General features: G+C 72.0%; 12 protein-coding genes and 1 pseudogene. 6 read left to right on the top strand and 7 right to left on the bottom strand.

Annotated features, from left to right (window positions below):
- The first annotated feature begins 87 nt into the window (after positions 1 to 87).
- From HPY23_RS03885 to HPY23_RS03865, 5 genes are all read left to right on the top strand, one after another.
- Positions 88 to 1,044: an ABC transporter permease gene (locus tag HPY23_RS03885; protein WP_060847043.1), complete on the top strand. Its 957-nt coding sequence runs from the start codon at positions 88 to 90 to the stop codon at positions 1,042 to 1,044.
- On the top strand, positions 1,037 to 1,912 hold the full coding sequence (locus HPY23_RS03880) for an ABC transporter permease (RefSeq protein WP_082742491.1): 876 nt from the start codon (positions 1,037 to 1,039) through the stop codon (positions 1,910 to 1,912). The genes HPY23_RS03885 and HPY23_RS03880 overlap by 8 nt, the downstream gene beginning before the upstream one ends.
- A 2-nt stretch (positions 1,913 to 1,914) precedes the next feature.
- Complete coding sequence (locus HPY23_RS03875) at positions 1,915 to 3,576, top strand: ABC transporter ATP-binding protein (RefSeq protein ID WP_091881747.1); 1,662 nt, start codon at positions 1,915 to 1,917, stop codon at positions 3,574 to 3,576.
- A 433-nt stretch (positions 3,577 to 4,009) separates the two neighbouring features.
- Positions 4,010 to 5,389, top strand: coding sequence for an aspartate aminotransferase family protein (locus HPY23_RS03870; RefSeq protein ID WP_091881744.1), 1,380 nt, complete (start codon positions 4,010 to 4,012; stop codon positions 5,387 to 5,389).
- Between the two features lie 14 nt (positions 5,390 to 5,403).
- Positions 5,404 to 6,489 carry a tartrate dehydrogenase gene (locus tag HPY23_RS03865; protein WP_091881740.1) on the top strand — a complete coding sequence of 362 codons (1,086 nt, stop codon included), beginning with the start codon at positions 5,404 to 5,406 and terminating at the stop codon, positions 6,487 to 6,489.
- A 55-nt stretch (positions 6,490 to 6,544) separates the two neighbouring features.
- On the opposite strand, the gene HPY23_RS03860 is transcribed toward HPY23_RS03865, so the two are convergent.
- The 5 genes and pseudogenes from HPY23_RS03860 to HPY23_RS03840 all read right to left on the bottom strand — a co-directional run bounded on the left by HPY23_RS03860 (position 6,545) and on the right by HPY23_RS03840 (position 12,559).
- Positions 6,545 to 7,714, bottom strand: coding sequence for an SRPBCC domain-containing protein (locus HPY23_RS03860; RefSeq protein ID WP_236012560.1), 1,170 nt, complete (start codon positions 7,712 to 7,714; stop codon positions 6,545 to 6,547).
- A 38-nt stretch (positions 7,715 to 7,752) separates the two neighbouring features.
- Complete coding sequence (locus HPY23_RS03855; protein WP_091881737.1) at positions 7,753 to 9,462, bottom strand: MFS transporter; 1,710 nt, start codon at positions 9,460 to 9,462, stop codon at positions 7,753 to 7,755.
- A gap of 43 nt (positions 9,463 to 9,505) precedes the next feature.
- On the bottom strand, positions 9,506 to 9,853 hold the full coding sequence (locus tag HPY23_RS03850; protein WP_091881734.1) for an ArsR/SmtB family transcription factor: 348 nt from the start codon (positions 9,851 to 9,853) through the stop codon (positions 9,506 to 9,508).
- A 70-nt stretch (positions 9,854 to 9,923) separates the two neighbouring features.
- Positions 9,924 to 10,112, bottom strand: a pseudogene (locus tag HPY23_RS03845) (rhodanese-like domain-containing protein); the annotation flags it as partial.
- Complete coding sequence (locus tag HPY23_RS03840; RefSeq protein WP_091881728.1) at positions 10,106 to 12,559, bottom strand: hybrid sensor histidine kinase/response regulator; 2,454 nt, start codon at positions 12,557 to 12,559, stop codon at positions 10,106 to 10,108. The pseudogene HPY23_RS03845 and the gene HPY23_RS03840, both read right to left, overlap by 7 nt.
- A 209-nt stretch (positions 12,560 to 12,768) precedes the next feature.
- Here HPY23_RS03840 and HPY23_RS03835 point away from each other — a divergent pair, with 209 nt between their 5' ends.
- Positions 12,769 to 13,248, top strand: coding sequence for a MarR family winged helix-turn-helix transcriptional regulator (locus HPY23_RS03835; protein WP_244537478.1), 480 nt, complete (start codon positions 12,769 to 12,771; stop codon positions 13,246 to 13,248).
- 57 nt (positions 13,249 to 13,305) lie between these two features.
- Here the strand turns inward: HPY23_RS03835 and HPY23_RS03830 are convergent, their stop codons facing one another.
- Together HPY23_RS03830 and HPY23_RS03825 are read right to left on the bottom strand one after the other, a co-directional pair.
- Positions 13,306 to 15,042, bottom strand: a complete 1,737-nt coding sequence (locus HPY23_RS03830) for a methyl-accepting chemotaxis protein (protein ID WP_091881722.1) — start codon at positions 15,040 to 15,042, stop codon at positions 13,306 to 13,308.
- 206 nt (positions 15,043 to 15,248) lie between these two features.
- Positions 15,249 to 16,190: a LysR family transcriptional regulator gene (locus tag HPY23_RS03825; protein WP_091881719.1), complete on the bottom strand. Its 942-nt coding sequence runs from the start codon at positions 16,188 to 16,190 to the stop codon at positions 15,249 to 15,251.
- Positions 16,191 to 16,214: the final 24 nt, after the last annotated feature.

The raw sequence follows: 16,214 nt of genomic DNA, 5'->3' as shown, positions 1-16,214 counted from the left end.
GCGGTCCCGCGGCGCCGAACCTGCACCGAAACCTGCAACGACAAGCCCGCCCGGGAGGGCCGGCCATCCAAGGATCAGGGAGGGCGCATGAGCCGCCGCATGTTGACGATGATCGCGGGCCGCGTGCTCGTCGCCGCCGCGACGCTGCTCTTCGTCTCGGTGGTCGTGTTCGGGGCGACCCAGCTCCTGCCGGGCGACGTCGCCCAGGCGATCCTGGGCCAGAGCGCGACCCCGGAGGCGGTGGCGGGCCTGCGCCAGGCGCTCGGCCTCGACGCCCCGGCGCTCCAGCGCTTCGCCACCTGGCTCGGCGGCCTTCTCACCGGCAATGCCGGCACCTCGCTGGTCAGCCGCCAGCCGGTCGGCGACCTGATCTGGGCCCGGCTGTCGAGCTCGCTCATCCTCGCCGGCATCGTGACGGCGATCTCGGTGCCGGTGGCGCTGACCCTCGGCATCACGGCGGCGGTCTGGCGCGGCTCGGCCTACGACCGGGCGGTCGGCATCCTGACGATCGCGGCGGTGTCGGTGCCCGAATTCCTGGTCGCCACCCTGGCGGTGCTGGTCTTCGCCGTCCACCTGCACTGGCTGCCCGCCCTCTCCTTCGTGCCGCGCTCGGCCACCCCGCTGGAATTCCTGCGCGCCGTGGCGATGCCGGTGATGAGCCTGTCCTTCGTGGTGATCACCCAGATGGTGCGGATGACCCGCGCCGCCGTGATCGAGGCGATGAAGGCGCCCTACGTCGAGATGGCGGCGCTCAAGGGCGCGAGCCCGGCCCGGGTGGTCCTGCGCCACGTCCTGCCGAACACGGTCGGCGCCATCGCCAACGCGGTCGCGCTCAGCCTGTCCTACCTGCTCGGCGGCGTCATCATCGTCGAGACGATCTTCAACTATCCGGGCATCGCCAAGCTGATGGTCGACAGCGTGTCGATGCGCGACATGCCGGTGGTGCAGGCCTGCGCCATCGTGTTCTGCGCCGTCTACCTGCTGCTGGTGACCACCGCCGACATCGTCGCCATCCTGTCCAACCCGAGGCTGCGCCATGCGTGACCAGAACCTTGGCCTCGGCGAGACCGTGCCGGAGATCGCCCCGGCGGCCCCGCGGCTGCGCCTGCGGCTCTCCCCCACGGCGTGCCTGGGCGCCGGCATCGTGCTGGCCGGCATCGCGATGGCCATCTTGGGTCAGGCGCTGAGCCCCCACGATGCCGGCGCGATCGTCGACACCGACGTGTTCGGGCCGATGAGCCCCGCCTTCCCCCTCGGCACCGACTATCTCGGCCGCGACATGCTGAGCCGGATCCTGCTCGGCGCCCGCTACACGGTCGGCATCGCGGCGCTCGCCACCGCGCTCGCCTGCACCGCCGGCATCGGGCTCGGCCTGTTCGCCGCGGTGGTCGGCGGCTGGACCGACAGCGCGCTCAGCCGGCTCCTCGACGCGCTGACCTCGATCCCCTCGAAGATGCTGGCGCTGGTGCTGATCGCCGGCCTCGGCTCGTCGCTGCCGATCCTGGTGCTGACCATGGCGTTCATCTACGTGCCGGGCTGCTACCGGATCACCCGGGCGCTCGCCGTCAACATCGCGGCCGAGGATTTCGTGCTCGCCGCGAAGGCCCGCGGCGAGGGCCGCGGCTACATCATGCTGCGCGAGGTGATGCCCAACATGGTCGGGCCGCTCGCCACCGATTTCGGCCTGCGCTTCGTCTTCGTGGTGCTGCTGCTCTCGAGCCTGTCGTTCCTCGGGCTCGGCGTGCAGCCGCCCTACGCCGATTGGGGCTCGCTGGTGCGCGAGAACGTGGCGGGCCTGAGCTACGGCGCCCCGGCGGTGGTGATGCCGGCCATCGCCATCGCGATCCTGACCATCGGGGTGAACCTCCTGGTCGACAACCTGCCCGGCCGGGCGAGAGCGGGAGGGCGCTGATCATGGCGCACGCGCACAAGAGCGGCACCGTCCGGGTCGAGGCCCTGAAGGTCGCGGCCAAGGCCGAGGACGGCCGCGAGACGACGATCGTCCACGAGGTCGGGTTCGAGATCGCCCGCGGCGAGGTCCTGGCGCTGATCGGCGAATCGGGCTCGGGCAAGACCACGATCGCGCTCGCCATGATGGGCTATGCCCGCAAGGGCTGCGCCATCCGCGGCGGCAGCGTCGACGTGTTCGGGACGCAGGTCCTGGCCTCGTCGCCCTCCGAGCTGCGGGCACTCCGTGGCAACCGCATCGCCTACATCGCCCAGTCGGCCGCGGCCTCGTTCAACCCCGCCCGCACCATCATGGCGCAGGTGATCGAGAGCGCGCTGATCCACGGCTCGCTCACGGCGGAGGCCGCCACCGCCAAGGCCAAGACCCTGTTTGCCGAGCTCGCCCTGCCGAACCCGGACACGATCGGCGACCGCTACCCCCACCAGGTCTCGGGCGGGCAGCTCCAGCGGCTGCTCGCCGCCATGGCGCTCCTCAACGATCCAGACCTCGTGATCTTCGACGAGCCGACCACGGCGCTCGACGTCACGACCCAGATCGAGGTGCTGGTCTCGTTCAAGGCAGCGATCCGCGAGCGCGGCATCACCGGCATCTACGTCAGCCACGACCTCGCGGTGGTGGCCCAGATCGCCGACCGGATCGCGGTCCTGCGCCACGGGCGCCTCGCCGAGATCGGCGCCGTCGAGCAGATGGTGAGCGCGCCGGCCCACCCCTATACCCGCCAGCTCATCGCGGCCGCCTCCCCGGTCAAGCGCAAGGGCGCGGAGGCTGCTCCAGAGACCGGCGAGGCCCCGGTGCTGGCCGCCACCGGCATCACCGCCGGCTACGGCCCGGCCGGGGCCGACGGCCTGCCGCGGGTCAAGATCCTGCACGACGTCGGCTTCTCGCTGCGCCGCGGCGAGACCCTGGGGATCATCGGCGAATCGGGCTCGGGCAAGAGCACGCTGGCGCGCGTCGTCTCCGGCATCGTGCCGGCCGCCCGCGGCGAGGTCCGGCTCGACGGCAAGGTCCTGGCCCCGGCGCTCGACCGGCGCGACCGCGAGACCCTGCGGCGGATCCAGATCGTGTTCCAGAACGCCGACACGGTGCTGAACCCGGCCCAGAGCATCGCCCAGATCCTGGAGCGGCCGCTGGCCTTCTACCACCGCCTCGGCGCCGCGGCCCGCCGCCAGCGGCTGATGCAGCTCCTCGACCAGGTCCGCCTGCCCCGCAGCGTCGCCGAGCGGCGACCGGGCGAGCTCTCCGGCGGCCAGAAGCAACGCATCAACCTCGCCCGCGCGCTCGCCGCCGAGCCCGACGTGATCCTGTGCGACGAGGTGACCTCGGCGCTGGACACCGTCGTCGGCGAGGCGGTGCTCGACCTCCTGGTCGAGATCCAGCGCGACCTCAACGTGGCCTACGTCTTCATCAGCCACGACCTCGGGGTGATCCGCTCGATCAGCGACGCCGTCATGGTTCTCCAGCACGGCCGCGTGGTCGAGGCCGGCCCGACCGAGGCGCTGCTCGCCGATCCGAAGGAGCCCTATACGCGGCTGCTCCTGTCCTCGGTGCCGGAATTGCGGACCGGGTGGCTCGACGAGGTGTGCGCCGGGCGCGGGGCGGCGGCGTAGCGCGCCTTCTTCGCAGAAGGCGATCTGTCCCAAGACAAAGCAAGCGCGGGTCTCCCCCTCTCCCCGCGGGCGGGGAGAGGGTCGCTTGCACCTTGTCGTGCAAGCGACAAGCGCAGGCGAAGCCGGAGCGAGGGTGAGGGGGTCTCGACGAGGGAGACTTCCCCGGCCTCACCTTCGCCCTGCGGGCTCCCTTCACCCCGACAAGGGGGGTGAAGACCCTCCCCGCCCGCGGGGAGAGGGGGAGACCCGCGGTCCTGACGGTCAGTCGCGCATCACACGCCCGGGCTGTTCACCAGATCCCTCCCCCCATCGATTCTGCCGCCCCGCCCCGTCCAAACCCGCTCCCCGCGCGGTGCCGCCCGCCCATCTCGGCAAAAAATCCCGCGGCCCCCCGGGCATCCTGCAACTCACGCCGCCCCGGAGCCTCTGAGCCATGCGCCCCAATTCCTTGATCGAGCTCGACCGCGACCACCTCATCCACCCGGTGATCTCGTGGAAGGGCCACGAGGCGCGCGGCGCCACGGTGCTGCAATCGGCCCAGGGCGCGACGCTCACCGACGCGGAAGGCCACACCCTGCTCGACGGCTTCTCGGGCCTGTGGTGCGTCAATGTCGGCTACGGCCACGAGTCGATCGTGGAAGTCGCGGCCGAGCAGATGCGCCGGCTGCCCTACGCCACCGGCTACTTCCACTTCTCGAGCGAGCCGGCGATCCGGCTGGCCGCGCGCCTCGCCGAACTGGCGCCGGGCGACCTCAACCACGTCTACTTCACGCTCGGCGGCTCGGACGCGGTCGATTCGGCGGTGCGGTTCATCCGCTACTACTACAACGTGACCGGGCGGCCGACGAAGAAGCACATGATCGCCCTGGAGCGGGGCTATCACGGCTCCTCGACCGTCGGCGCCGGGCTGACCGCGATTCCCGCCTTCCACGACGGCTTCGACGCGCCGACCACGCTCCAGCACCACATTCCCTCGCCCTATCCCTACCGCAACCCGGCCGGCGACGACGACGCGGCGGTGATCGCCTCATCGGTCGCGGCGCTGAAGGCCAAGGTCGAGGAGCTGGGCGCGGACAACGTGGCGGCGTTCTTCGCCGAGCCGGTCCAGGGCTCGGGCGGCGTGATCGTGCCGCCGGACGGCTGGCTGAAGGCGATGCGGGAGGCCGCGCGCGAGCTCGACATCCTGTTCGTCGCCGACGAGGTCATCACCGGCTTCGGCCGCACCGGCCCGCTCTTCGGCTGCGAGCATGACGGCGTGGTGCCGGACCTGATGACCACCGCCAAGGGCCTGACCTCGGGCTACAGCCCGATGGGCGCGGTGCTGATGTCGGACCGGATCTACCGCGCCATCGCCGACGGGGCCCCGGCCGGCAAGCCGATCGGTCACGGCTTCACCTACTCGGCCCATCCGGTCAGCGCCGCAGTCGGGCTCGAAGTGCTGCGGCTCTACACCGAAGGCGGCATCCTGGAGAACGGCCGCCGGGCGGGCGAGCGCTTCACCGCGGGCCTCGAGCGCCTCGCCGACCATCCCCTCGTCGGCGACGTGCGGGTGCGGGGCCTGCTCGCCGGCGTCGAGCTCGTCACGAACAAGGAGAAGCGCACCAAGCCCTCGGCCGATCTCGGCATCTCGGGCCACCTCGCCCGGTTCGGCTACAGGAACGGCGTGATCTTCCGCGCCTTCGCCGACGACATCGTCGGCTTCGCGCCGCCGCTCTGCTGCACGGACGAGGACATCGACACCCTGCTCGCCCGCTTCGAGCAGACGCTGAACGACGTCCTCGACGTCGCCGACGTGCGCGCCGCGCTGGCGTGAGAGGACGTTTCGCCATGACGACCAAGACTCAGCCCTACCGCATCGCGGTCATCCCCGGCGACGGCATCGGCAAGGAAGTCGTGCCCGAGGGCGTCCGCCTCCTCGAGGCCGCCGCGGAGAGGTTCGGCTTTCGCCTCGACCTCGAGCACCACGCCTTCGGCTCCTGCGACTACTACGCCGAGCACGGCACGATGCTGCCGGCGAACTGGAAGGAAGTCCTGACGCCGACCGATGCGATCTTCTTCGGCGCCGTCGGCTGGCCGGCCACCGTGCCGGACCACGTCTCGCTCTGGGGCTCGCTCCTGCAGTTCCGGCGCGAGTTCGACCAGTACGTCAATCTGCGCCCCGTCCGGCTGATGCCGGGCGTGCCCTGCCCGCTCGCCGGCCGCGAGCCCGGCGACATCGACTTCTACGTCGTGCGCGAGAACACCGAGGGCGAGTATTCGTCGGTCGGCGGCACGATGTATCCGGGCACCGAGCGGGAGATCGTGATCCAGGAGACGGTGATGAGCCGTCACGGCGTCGACCGGATCCTGAAATTCGCCTTCGACCTGGCGCAGTCGCGGCCCAAGAAGCACCTGACCTCGGCCACCAAGTCGAACGGCATCGCCATCACGATGCCGTACTGGGACCAGCGGGTCGAGGCGATGGGCGAGCGCTATCCCGACGTGCGTCGCGACAAGTACCACATCGACATCCTCACCGCGCATTTCGTGCTGAACCCGGACCGGTTCGACGTGGTGGTGGGGTCCAACCTCTTCGGCGACATCCTGTCGGATCTCGGGCCCGCCTGCACCGGCACGATCGGCATCGCGCCCTCGGCCAACATCAACCCGGAGGGGCGCTTCCCCTCGCTGTTCGAGCCGGTCCACGGCTCGGCGCCGGACATCGCGGGCAAAGGCATCGCCAACCCGGTCGGCCAGATCTGGACCGCCGCGATGATGCTGGAACATCTCGGCGAGGTGGACGCGGCGAACGCCATCGTGGCGGCGATCGAGACGGCGCTCCGCGAGCCGGCGTCGCGCACCCGCGACCTCAAGGGCACGGCCACGACCCGCGAGGCGGCCGACGCGGTGCTGCGGGCTTTCGCGGCAGTGTGAACTTGAGATGGACCGGAGGCGCAAAGCCTCCGGTCCATCTCGCTCGGGCACGACATCACGTCTCCCCTCGCCTCAGCAGGGCGCGGTACTCGTCCAGGGTCAGCGATCCGACATCGTCCGCCCCGAGCGCGGCCCGGTCGCGGCCGGGCAGGACATCCCCGAACACGTCGATACGCTTCCAGGCCGGCACGGCGCCCGCCCGATCCTGCCCGGGCACGAAGGCCGAGTTCGCCTCGCGCCGGTAGCGGTGGACGTAGCGCGGGCAGTTCACGAAGACCTCCGCGATCGCGATGGCCACGACCAGCTCGGCCTCGGGATGCCGCGCGAGCGACGGCGCGTCCCGCAGGACCTGCGCCGTGCCGTGGAGGCGCAGGCGATGCGGCGTCTCGAAATCGATGAACAGCAGCCCGAGCTTGGCATTCGCCGCGAGGTTGCCGGCGGTGAGATACATGCCATTGCCGTCATAGATCGGCAGTTCGAGGCGGCGCGGATCGACGACCCGCACGAAGCCCGGCGCGCCGCCCTTGTACGAGCAGGTCGGGAAGCCGCGGTGGTCGATCGAGGTGACGAAGACCATGTCCCGGCCCTCGACAAAGACCCGCTGGGCCGGGTTCAGCTCCCGCGTCACCGAGAGGCTGCGCAGCCGGTTGGCGAGGTCGCCGGTCTCGAACGTCTCCTGGAAGGCCCGGTGCCGCGCCCCGTAGAGGTTGCTGATCGCCCCGAGGGGCGGGGTGAACACCGCCTCCTCCGGCCGCGGCGCCGTGCTCCAGTGCAGGCGCTCCAGGCAGATCGCCCAGGCCGCGCGGTAGCGGTCGGCCGCGTCCTGCCGGTCGAGCCGGGTGTGCGACAAGGTCAATTCGGTGACGTCCGCCCCGAGGGGCCGCAGGTCGATCTGGACCCGCGAGGGCGGACCGCCGAGGGGGCCGGCGCCGGCATAGTGCCACGTCATGACGATCCGGCGCGCCGGCACGATCTCCAGATACTCGCCCGAGACCGCGTAGGCCCCGCCATCCGGGTTGCAGCCCTCCAGGCTGAACCGGCCGCCGACCCGCAGGTCGCCGCTCGCCGCCCGGACCTCGCCGGCCCCCGGCGTCAGCCAGCGGGCGAGCCGGCGCGGATCGGTGCAGGCGTCGAAGACCAAAGCGGCGGCGGCATCGAGCTGCCGGACGAGGGCGATCGCGATCCGCGGGGCGTCGGAGGTATCGTCGGACATGGTTGCGGACATGGCTCTCGGCTCCTTCCAGGATGATCGGGATCCGTCCGTCAGGCGATGGTGTCGAGCGCGCGGCCCCGCGTCTCGGGCAGGAACAGGGCGGAGACCATGGAAGCGAGGGCCAGGATCGCGACGGCGTACCAGAGGCCGGCATAGAGGTTTCCGGTCGCCGTGAAGGCCGCGAAGGCGATGGCCGGCAGGAAGCCGCCGAACCAGCCGCCGAACGTGTAGGGAATCGACAGGGCGGTGTTCCGGATCCGGGTCGGAAACAGCTCGATCATCCAGGCGGCGAGCGGGGCCGAGGCCAGGGCCACGAAGGCGTTGAGCAGGCTGAGGAGGGCGATCAGCGCCGGGACGTTCGTCCTGGCGGGATCGGCCCGGGTCGGATAGCCGGCCGCAGCGACGGCGCCGGCCAGCGCCTTGCCCAGTTCCGCCACCCGTGCGTCGAGCGCCGCCTTGTCGAGACCGGCGCCGTCGAAGGACGGGAGGCTCGCCGCGCCGACCGTGATCCGGACGGGCTCGCCGGCGGGCAGGTCGCGCGTCGTGGAGGGGAATCCGAGCTTGGCCACCGCCCGGCGAGCGATGTCGCACGGGCTGTCGAAGCGGGCGATCCCGAACGGATCGAATGGGCGGTGGCATCCGGCCGGATCGGCGGCGACCGTGATCGGGTGCTCCGCCACCGCCGCGGCGAGGTCGGGATGGGCGTAGCGCGTCACGCCCTCGTAGACCGGCAGGGCCAGGAGGGCCGTGCCGATAAATCCGGTGAGCATGACCGGCTTGCGGCCGACCCGGTCCGAGAGCCAGCCGGCTGCGACCATGCAGGCGACGAGGCCGGTGCTGTAGCCGAGGATCGTGTAGTGCAGGAGGAACGGGTCGATCTTCAGGTTCAGCATCAGCAGGTAGATCGGGTAGGAGCCGGTGGCGGAGGCGACCGACTGTCCGGCGGCGGCGCCGAACAGGACGAGCAGCACGGTCCGCAGGCTCGTCCACCGCCCCAGGGTCTCCCGGAGTGGCTCGCACGAGCCGCCGCCGCCCCGACGCATCCGCAGGAAGACCGGCGATTCCTGGAGCCGCAGCCGCATGTAGATCGAGACCAGCATCAGCACGGCCGAGAGCAGGAACGGGATCCGCCAGCCCCATTCCTCGAAGGCCGCCTTGCCGAGGAGGGTCTCGCAGGCGATCACCACCAGGATGGCGAGGACGAGCCCGCAGGCCATGGTGATCCCGACCGCGCTCGTCGCGAGCCCGCGCCGCTCGGCGGAGGCGTGCTCGGCGATGTAGGTCACAGCCCCGCCGAACTCGCCCCCGAAGGCGAGGCCCTGCACGATGCGTAGGCTCATCAGGAGCAGCGGCGAGAGCATGCCGATAGCCGCATAGGTCGGCAGCAGGCCGATGGCGACCGTCGAGCCGCCCATGATGACGATCGTCAAGAGGAAGGTGTATTTCCGGCCGACGAGGTCGCCGAGGCGGCCGAAGATCACGCCTCCGAACGGCCGCGCCAGGAAGGTCACGGCGGCGGACAGGAGCGTGAAGATATAGGCATAGGTTTCGTCGAGCCCGGAGAAGAACTGCCGGGCGATGATGGCGGCCATCGGCCCGAACAGCACCAGATCGTAGGCCTCGAAGACGGCCCCAAGGGAGGAGGCGACCACGACGCGCCGGACGCGGCCGCGATCGTCGGGAATCGCGGGGGAATCCGGCCCTGCCCCGGTCCGGTCCGCCCGCGCGGCATCACGCCGCACCACGATGTCGTGTGCCATGTCCGTCCTCCCTGTCTGGTTGGTTGCCGGTTCGGGGCGGGCGTCAGGGCGGGCCGGATTCCCGCTTCATCTCGCCCAGAAGGTCCTCCAGGGCGTCGAGGCGCTCGGTCCAGAAGCCTTCATATGCTTGCAGCCAGCGATGGGCGGTCAGCAGGGCCATCGGTTCGAGGCGGCAGAAATGCGAGCGCCCTTGCACCTGACGCGTGACCAAACCCGCCGCCTCGAGCGTCCTGACATGCTTCGACACGGCCACGCTCGAGATCGGGAACGAAGCCGAGACCTCGCCGAGGCCGCGGGGCCCCTCGGCCAGCATGCGGATGATCGTCCGGCGGGTCGGATCGGCGAGGGCGTGGAAGAGCGCGTCGAGCGTGGCGTCGGATGAATAAACCATATCGTTTTATATTAAACCATATGGTTTATTGTCAACCGAAATTGGATTCGGCTTGGGCATTCGCGGCGGCTCAGGCCCGCACCACTGAGACGCCCTCGTCCACCCACCCGGTGACGCCACCGATCATCACCTTCACCGGCACGCCGAGTTCGGCCAGATGCAGGGTGGCCTTGTCGGCGCAGTTGCAATGCGGACCGGCGCAGTCGACGACGAACAGGGTTCCGTCAGACCCCTCCGCCATGCGCCGGAGTGTCAACTCCGCCGCTGCCCGATCGCGCTCGCCAGCATCCTGGAGAGCTGCTCGGCCGAGTAGGGCTTGTGCAGCAGCGGGAAGCCGTGGGAGCCCTCCTGGGCCAGGACGTGGCTGTAGCCGGAGGTGAGCAGTACCGGCAGGCCCGGATGGCGCCGGCGCAGGGTCTTGGCGAGCTCGATGCCGCCCATGCCGGGCATCACCACGTCGGAGAACACCGCGTCGTAGGCGGCGTCCTCGCCGAGCACGTCGAGGGCGGCCTCGGCGTTGGTGACCCAGGTGGCGACGTAGCCGAGGTCGCCGAGGATCTGCGCGGCGAAGCGGCCGACGCCGACATTGTCCTCGACGAGGAGCACCCGCTGCCCGGCCCGGGCCGGCGCCATTCCCTCGTCCGCCGGGGCCGCGTACCCGGGCTCGGCCGGGGCGGCCACCTCCGGCAGGTACAGGATGAAGGTGGAGCCCTGCCCCACCCGGCTCGTCACGTCGACGTCGCCGCCCGACTGCTTGGCGAAGCCGAACACCTGCGACAGGCCGAGACCCGTGCCCTTGCCGACCTCCTTGGTGGTGAAGAACGGCTCGAAGATCTTGTCGATCACCGCCGGGCTCATGCCGGTGCCGGTATCGGTGAGCGAGATCGCCGCGAACGGGCCCCTGGCGGCGGCGTGGCCGCGGATCTCGGGCTTCTCCGCCCCGCAGGCGACCACCAGGGTGAGGGTTCCCTCCCCCTCCATGGCGTCGCGGGCGTTGACCGCCATGTTGATGAGCGCGGTCTCGAACTGGCTCAGGTCCGCGCGCACGAAGCAGGGCCGGTCGGGGCCCTCGGTCACCACGCGGATGCGCGCGCCCGTCACCGTGTCGAGCATGTCGGCGACGCCCTGGAGACGGGCGACGACGTCGAACACCTCGGGCGCCAGGGCCTGGCGGCGGGCGAAGGCGAGGAGCTGGCCGGTGAGCTTGGCCGCCCGGTCCACCGTGTCGGACACCGCGTCGAGGTAGCGGCGTTTCCGCGCCTCCGGCAGCTCGGGCCGGCGCAGGAAATCCACCGACGAGCGGATGATCGTGAGCAGGTTGTTGAAATCGTGGGCGACGCCCCCGGTGAGCTGGCCCACCGCCTCCATCTTCTGCGACTGGCGCAGGGCCTCCTCGGCCTGGACGAGGCGCTGGGCCCGCTCGCGCTGGTCGGTGACGTCGCGGGCGACGCAGTACAGGCTGCCCTCGAACGGCACCGCCCGCCACGACAGGGTGCGGTAGCTTCCGTCCCGGGTGCGGAACCGGTTCTCGAACGACAGGGTCGGCTCGCCGGCGGCCAGGCGCCGGATCTCGTCGCGGGTCCGGTCCTGGTCGTCCGGGTGCTCGAGCCAGGCGGAGCTGCGGCCCACCACTTCCTCGGGCTGCCAGCCCAGGGTCGCGGTCCAGGCCGGGTTGACGCTGAGCCAGACACCCGCGGCGTCGGCGACGCCGAGCATGTCGCGGCTGACCTGCCAGATCCGGTCGCGCTCGGCGGTGCGCACGGCGACCTGGCGCTCCAGGGTCTCGTTGAGGCTGCGAAGCGCCTCCTCGAGCCGGCGCTGGGCGGTGACATCGTTGAACAGGATCGCGACGTGGTGGGCCTCCGGCGGATCGACCCGGAAGGCGTGGACCTCGTACCAGCGGTCGCCGAGCGCCTGGGCCGGCTGCATGAAGCGCACCGACTCGCCGGTCCGCGCCACCCGGCCGTACAGGTCGAACCAGTGCTGCTCGTGGTTGGGGGCGAGCTCGCGCATCCGCCGCCCGGCCGCCCCGTCGACGCCGGTATGGCGGGCGAAGGCGGGGTTGACCTCGAGGAAGCGGTAATCCTCGGCCCTGCCGTCGGCCCCGAACTGCAGCGCGATGACGCAGAAGCCGGCGTCGATCGCCTCGAACAGCGTGCGGTAGCGCGCCTCGCTGCGCCGCAGCGCCTCCTCGGTCCGACGCCGGTCGGTGATGTCGATGATGAACTCGAAGCCGTTGCCGTCGTCGAGCCGGGTCGCCGCGCATAGGCCCCAGAACCGCGAGCCGTCCCGGCGCAGGTACTCGCGCTCGGTCGAGTCCGAGCGGCCCCGCGCCTGGAGTTCGGCGATGACGCGGCGGGACACCGCCTGCCATTCCGGCGGCACCAGGGTGGCGCCGGTGAGACGGCCCAGGGCGAGATCGTCGCGGTCGTAGCCGCTCATCGCCAGGAAGGTGTCGTTGGCCTCCAGCACCCGGCCCGCCATGTCGAACACGATCACCCCGACGGTGGCGATGCCGAGCGCCGCCCGCAGGCGCGGGTCGGCGAGGAACCCACCCGGGCGGTCAGTCCCGGCCGGAACGCCGCGTGCCGGAGAGGTCACGGCCGACCGCGCCTCCGCCCGGGCCGCGTCCCGCTCGCGCTCGGCCGTCGCCAGCGCGGCGCGCAGGCGCTCGTTCTCCGCTTCGAGGTCCGGGCCCTGCGTCATCCGTCTCCCATCCGTCCGGGCGCCTCCGCGGTCATGCCCGGGGCGGGGCCCGACCGCGTCGGCCGCTGCATATAGCGGAGCCCGTCACCCCGTCTTCCCCCGAACTCCCGCGACGTTCGGCGCGGGTGCATTGCGGCGGCGTGCGCCAGGCTGCATACCCGAGGATGCTCCCGAGCGGCAGCAGGGCACCGGGATGCGGAGGCCCGCCCGTGACGATCAAGCCGACCCGCTGCAGCAACGCGGCCCTGCGCCGGGCGACGCGCAGCGTCGGGCAGCTCTACGACGAGGCGCTGGCGCCCTGCGGGCTGCGCGCGACGCAGTTCGGCCTCCTGGCGACGATCCGCGGACTCGGCACCCCGACCATGGGGACGCTCGCCGAGGCGATGGTGATGGACCTCTCCGGGCTCGCCCACACCCTCAAGCCGCTGACCCGGGACGGCTATGTCAGCGTCGTGCCGGACCCGCACGACCGCCGGGCCCGCCGCGTGGCGCTGACCGAGGCCGGCACCGCCAAGCTCGCCGAGGCGACCCCGCTGTGGGACGAGGTCCAGGGCCGCTTCGACGCCGCCTTCGGCCCCGAGCGGGCGGGCCTGCTGCGCGACCTCCTGCACGTCCTCGCCCTGCCGGACTTCCGCGCGGCCCTCGGACGGGCGGCCGAGGAACCGGGCCCGACCTGCCCGCCCGCCTGAGAACTCACCGGGCGGCACGCGGGGCCCCCGTCGGGCGTTCGGATCCTCGCAGGACCGTCAGGCCGCCCGCACGGTGGCGAGGAAGCGCGTCACCTCGGCGGAGAGACGCTCCGACTGGTGCGACAGCGCGGAGGCCGAGGTCAGGACCCGGCCGGCGGCCGCGCCCGTCTCCTCCGCCGCGCCCGCGACCCCGGCGATGGTGCCGGTGACCTCGCCGGTGCCGGTCGCAGCCTGGGAGACGTTGCGGACGATCTCGCGGGTCGCCGCGCCCTGCTCCTCCACGGCGGCCGCGATCGCCGCCGACACGCCGCTGATCTCGTCGATCCGCCCGCCGATGCCCGCCATCGCGGTGGTCGCCCGGCCGGTCGCGGCCTGGATGGCGGCGATCTGGCCGGTGATCTCGTCCGTGGCCTTGGCGGTCTGGCCGGCGAGTTCCTTCACCTCCGCCGCCACCACAGCGAAGCCGCGGCCGGCCGCCCCCGCGCGCGCCGCCTCGATCGTGGCGTTGAGCGCCAGGAGGTTGGTCTGGGCGGCGATCGACGAGATGAGCCCGACCACGTCGCCGATGCGGTTCACCGCCAGGCTGAGGTCGCGCACCACCCCGGCGGTCGCGCCGGCCTCCGCGGCGGCGGTGCGGGCGAGGCCGGCCGAGCCGTCGACCTGGCGGCCGATCTCCTGGACCGAGGCGCCGAGTTCCTCGGCCGCCGCCGCCACCGTGCCGACATTCGACGAGGCCTCCTCGGCGGCGGCGGCCACGGCGGTCGATTGCGCGGCGGTCCGGGTCGCGGTCGCGGACATCGCCCGGGCGGTGACCTGCAGCTCGGTCGCCGAGGCCGCGACCTGGCCGACGATGCCGCCGACCGCGTGCTCGAAGGCGTCCGCCATCTGGCGCATGCCGGCGCGGCGCTGCTCCTCGGCGGAAGCGCGGGCGAGCCTCGTCTCCTCCTCCAGCGCCCGGGCCCGGATCAGACCGTCCTTGAACACCTGGACGGCATCGGCCATGCCGCCGATCTCGTCGCGCCGGCCGGCGCCGGGGATCTCCACGGCGAGGTCGTGGCCGGCGAGCCGGCCCATCGCCGCGGTCATGCCGCGGATCGGCCGGATCACGCCGCGATGCAGGAGCAGCAGCGACAGCGCCGCCGCCGCGACCATCACGGCGAAGCCGACGAGGCTGGCGAGGCGCGATTGCCGCACGGCGTCCGCGGAGGCCGCCCGGCGCTCGTCCAGGAGCGCCTGCTCGACCGCCGCGAGCGCGGCGGCCTTGGCGCGGATCGCGTCCATCACCGCCTTGCCGGCGCCCGAGGCCTCGATCCGCCGCGCCGCCTCCCGCGTCGCCGGATCCTCCATCAGACGGATCGCCCGCGCGGCCACCTCGCCGGTCCATTGCTGCTCGAGCCGCCCGAGGGCGTCGAGATGGGCACGCTGCTCCGGGTTGTCGGCCACCAGGGTCCGGGCCCGCCCGAGAGCGGCGGCGAAGTCCGCCTCACCGGCGCGGTAGGGCGCCAGGAACGACGCCTCGCCCGACAGGAGGAAGCCGCGCAGCCCCGATTCGCGGTTGACCATGGCGAGGACCGTGCGGTCGACGTTCTGCATCACCTCGCGGGTATGCGCGGACCAGGCGGTCGTCTCCTCGACGGTCTCGAGGTTGCGCCACGACACGACCGCGACGGCGAGGCTGAGGCACAGGAGCAGGACGGGGGCCGCCGCGATCTTGGCGGCGAGCGGCAGGTTCACCAGGCGAAGCGACGAGGCGCGAGACGGCGCGGCCCGGGATGATATTGGGCGGGACGACATGGACGGACACTCCCGGAGGTCCCGGGACGGGCCGTTCCGGCCACCATCGGGACAGCATATGGTTGGCCGACGCTGCGGTAGAGATCCTAATGCAGCGTGAATATCGCCACCCCTACACTGCCGGGAACCGCCGAAAATCCGCTTTCGACGACAAGCGGGAAAGTTCCACTGATCCCGTGATTTTTTCTTGCTGCGCCGGCTCCGCATCACCTTGAGGAAGACGGCCTGCGGATCCCGCTCCTCGCCTCCCCGGCCATGCCGCGGGCGAGGTGCTGGAGAAGCGTACCGGCGGCCGGCGAGAGCTGGCGGCCGAGGCGGGTGACGATCTGGGCCTCGACGCCGTCGAGGCCGGGATCGGCGAGAGGGAGCGCCACCAGGCTGCCCGCCGAGATCTCCTGGGCGGCGCAGAAGGCCGGCAGCAGGGTCACGCCGATGCCGGAGGCGACGAACTGCTTGAGCACGCCGATCGAGCCGGTGATCAGGACGGGATCGAGCCGCACGCCCTCGGCCCGCTCGGCCGCCGCGATGATCTGCCGGATGCCGTAGGCCGGATGCATCGTGCCGAGGCGGTGGCCGGCGAGGTCGGCCAGCCGCACCGGGCCCGGATGGGCGGCGAGCGGATGGTCGGCCCGCACCAGGAGCCGGATCGGGTGGGGCATCGCCAGGTGGGTGCGCAGCCGCGGCTCGGGCGGCGGGTTGTAGACGAGGCCGAGATGCGCCTCGTCCTCGACGACCCGGCGCACCACGTCGTTGGTTGCGGCAAGGTCGAGGGTCATGGTCAGGTCGGGGTGGCGGGCCCAGAACCCCTGGAGCAGGCCCGACATCAGGTCGCCGACGAAGCCCTCGCCGAGCACCACGTCGATATGGCCGCGGCGCAGGCCCTTGAGTTCGGTGAGCTTGGCCAGGATGTCCTCCCGGTCGGAGGCCTGGCGGCGGTAATAGTCGAGGAGGAGCGAGCCGGCCGGCGTCGCCCGCACGCCGCGGCGGTGACGCTCGATCAGCGGCGTGGCGAGCTGCCCCTCCATCTGGACGATCTGGCGGCTCACCGCCGAGGCGTTGACGTTGAGCTTGTCGGCCGCGGCGCGGACCGAGCCGCAGCCGACCGCCTCCGCAAGGTAGCGCAGGCAGCGTTCGTCGAGGCTCTGCATCGGACGTCTTCCCTCCCCACCCAC

It is taken from the genome of Methylobacterium ajmalii (assembly GCF_016613415.1).
Lineage (GTDB): Bacteria > Pseudomonadota > Alphaproteobacteria > Rhizobiales > Beijerinckiaceae > Methylobacterium > Methylobacterium ajmalii.
The sequence above is the reverse complement of the archived record's forward strand: the minus strand, read 5'-3'. Positions and strand labels throughout refer to the sequence as shown.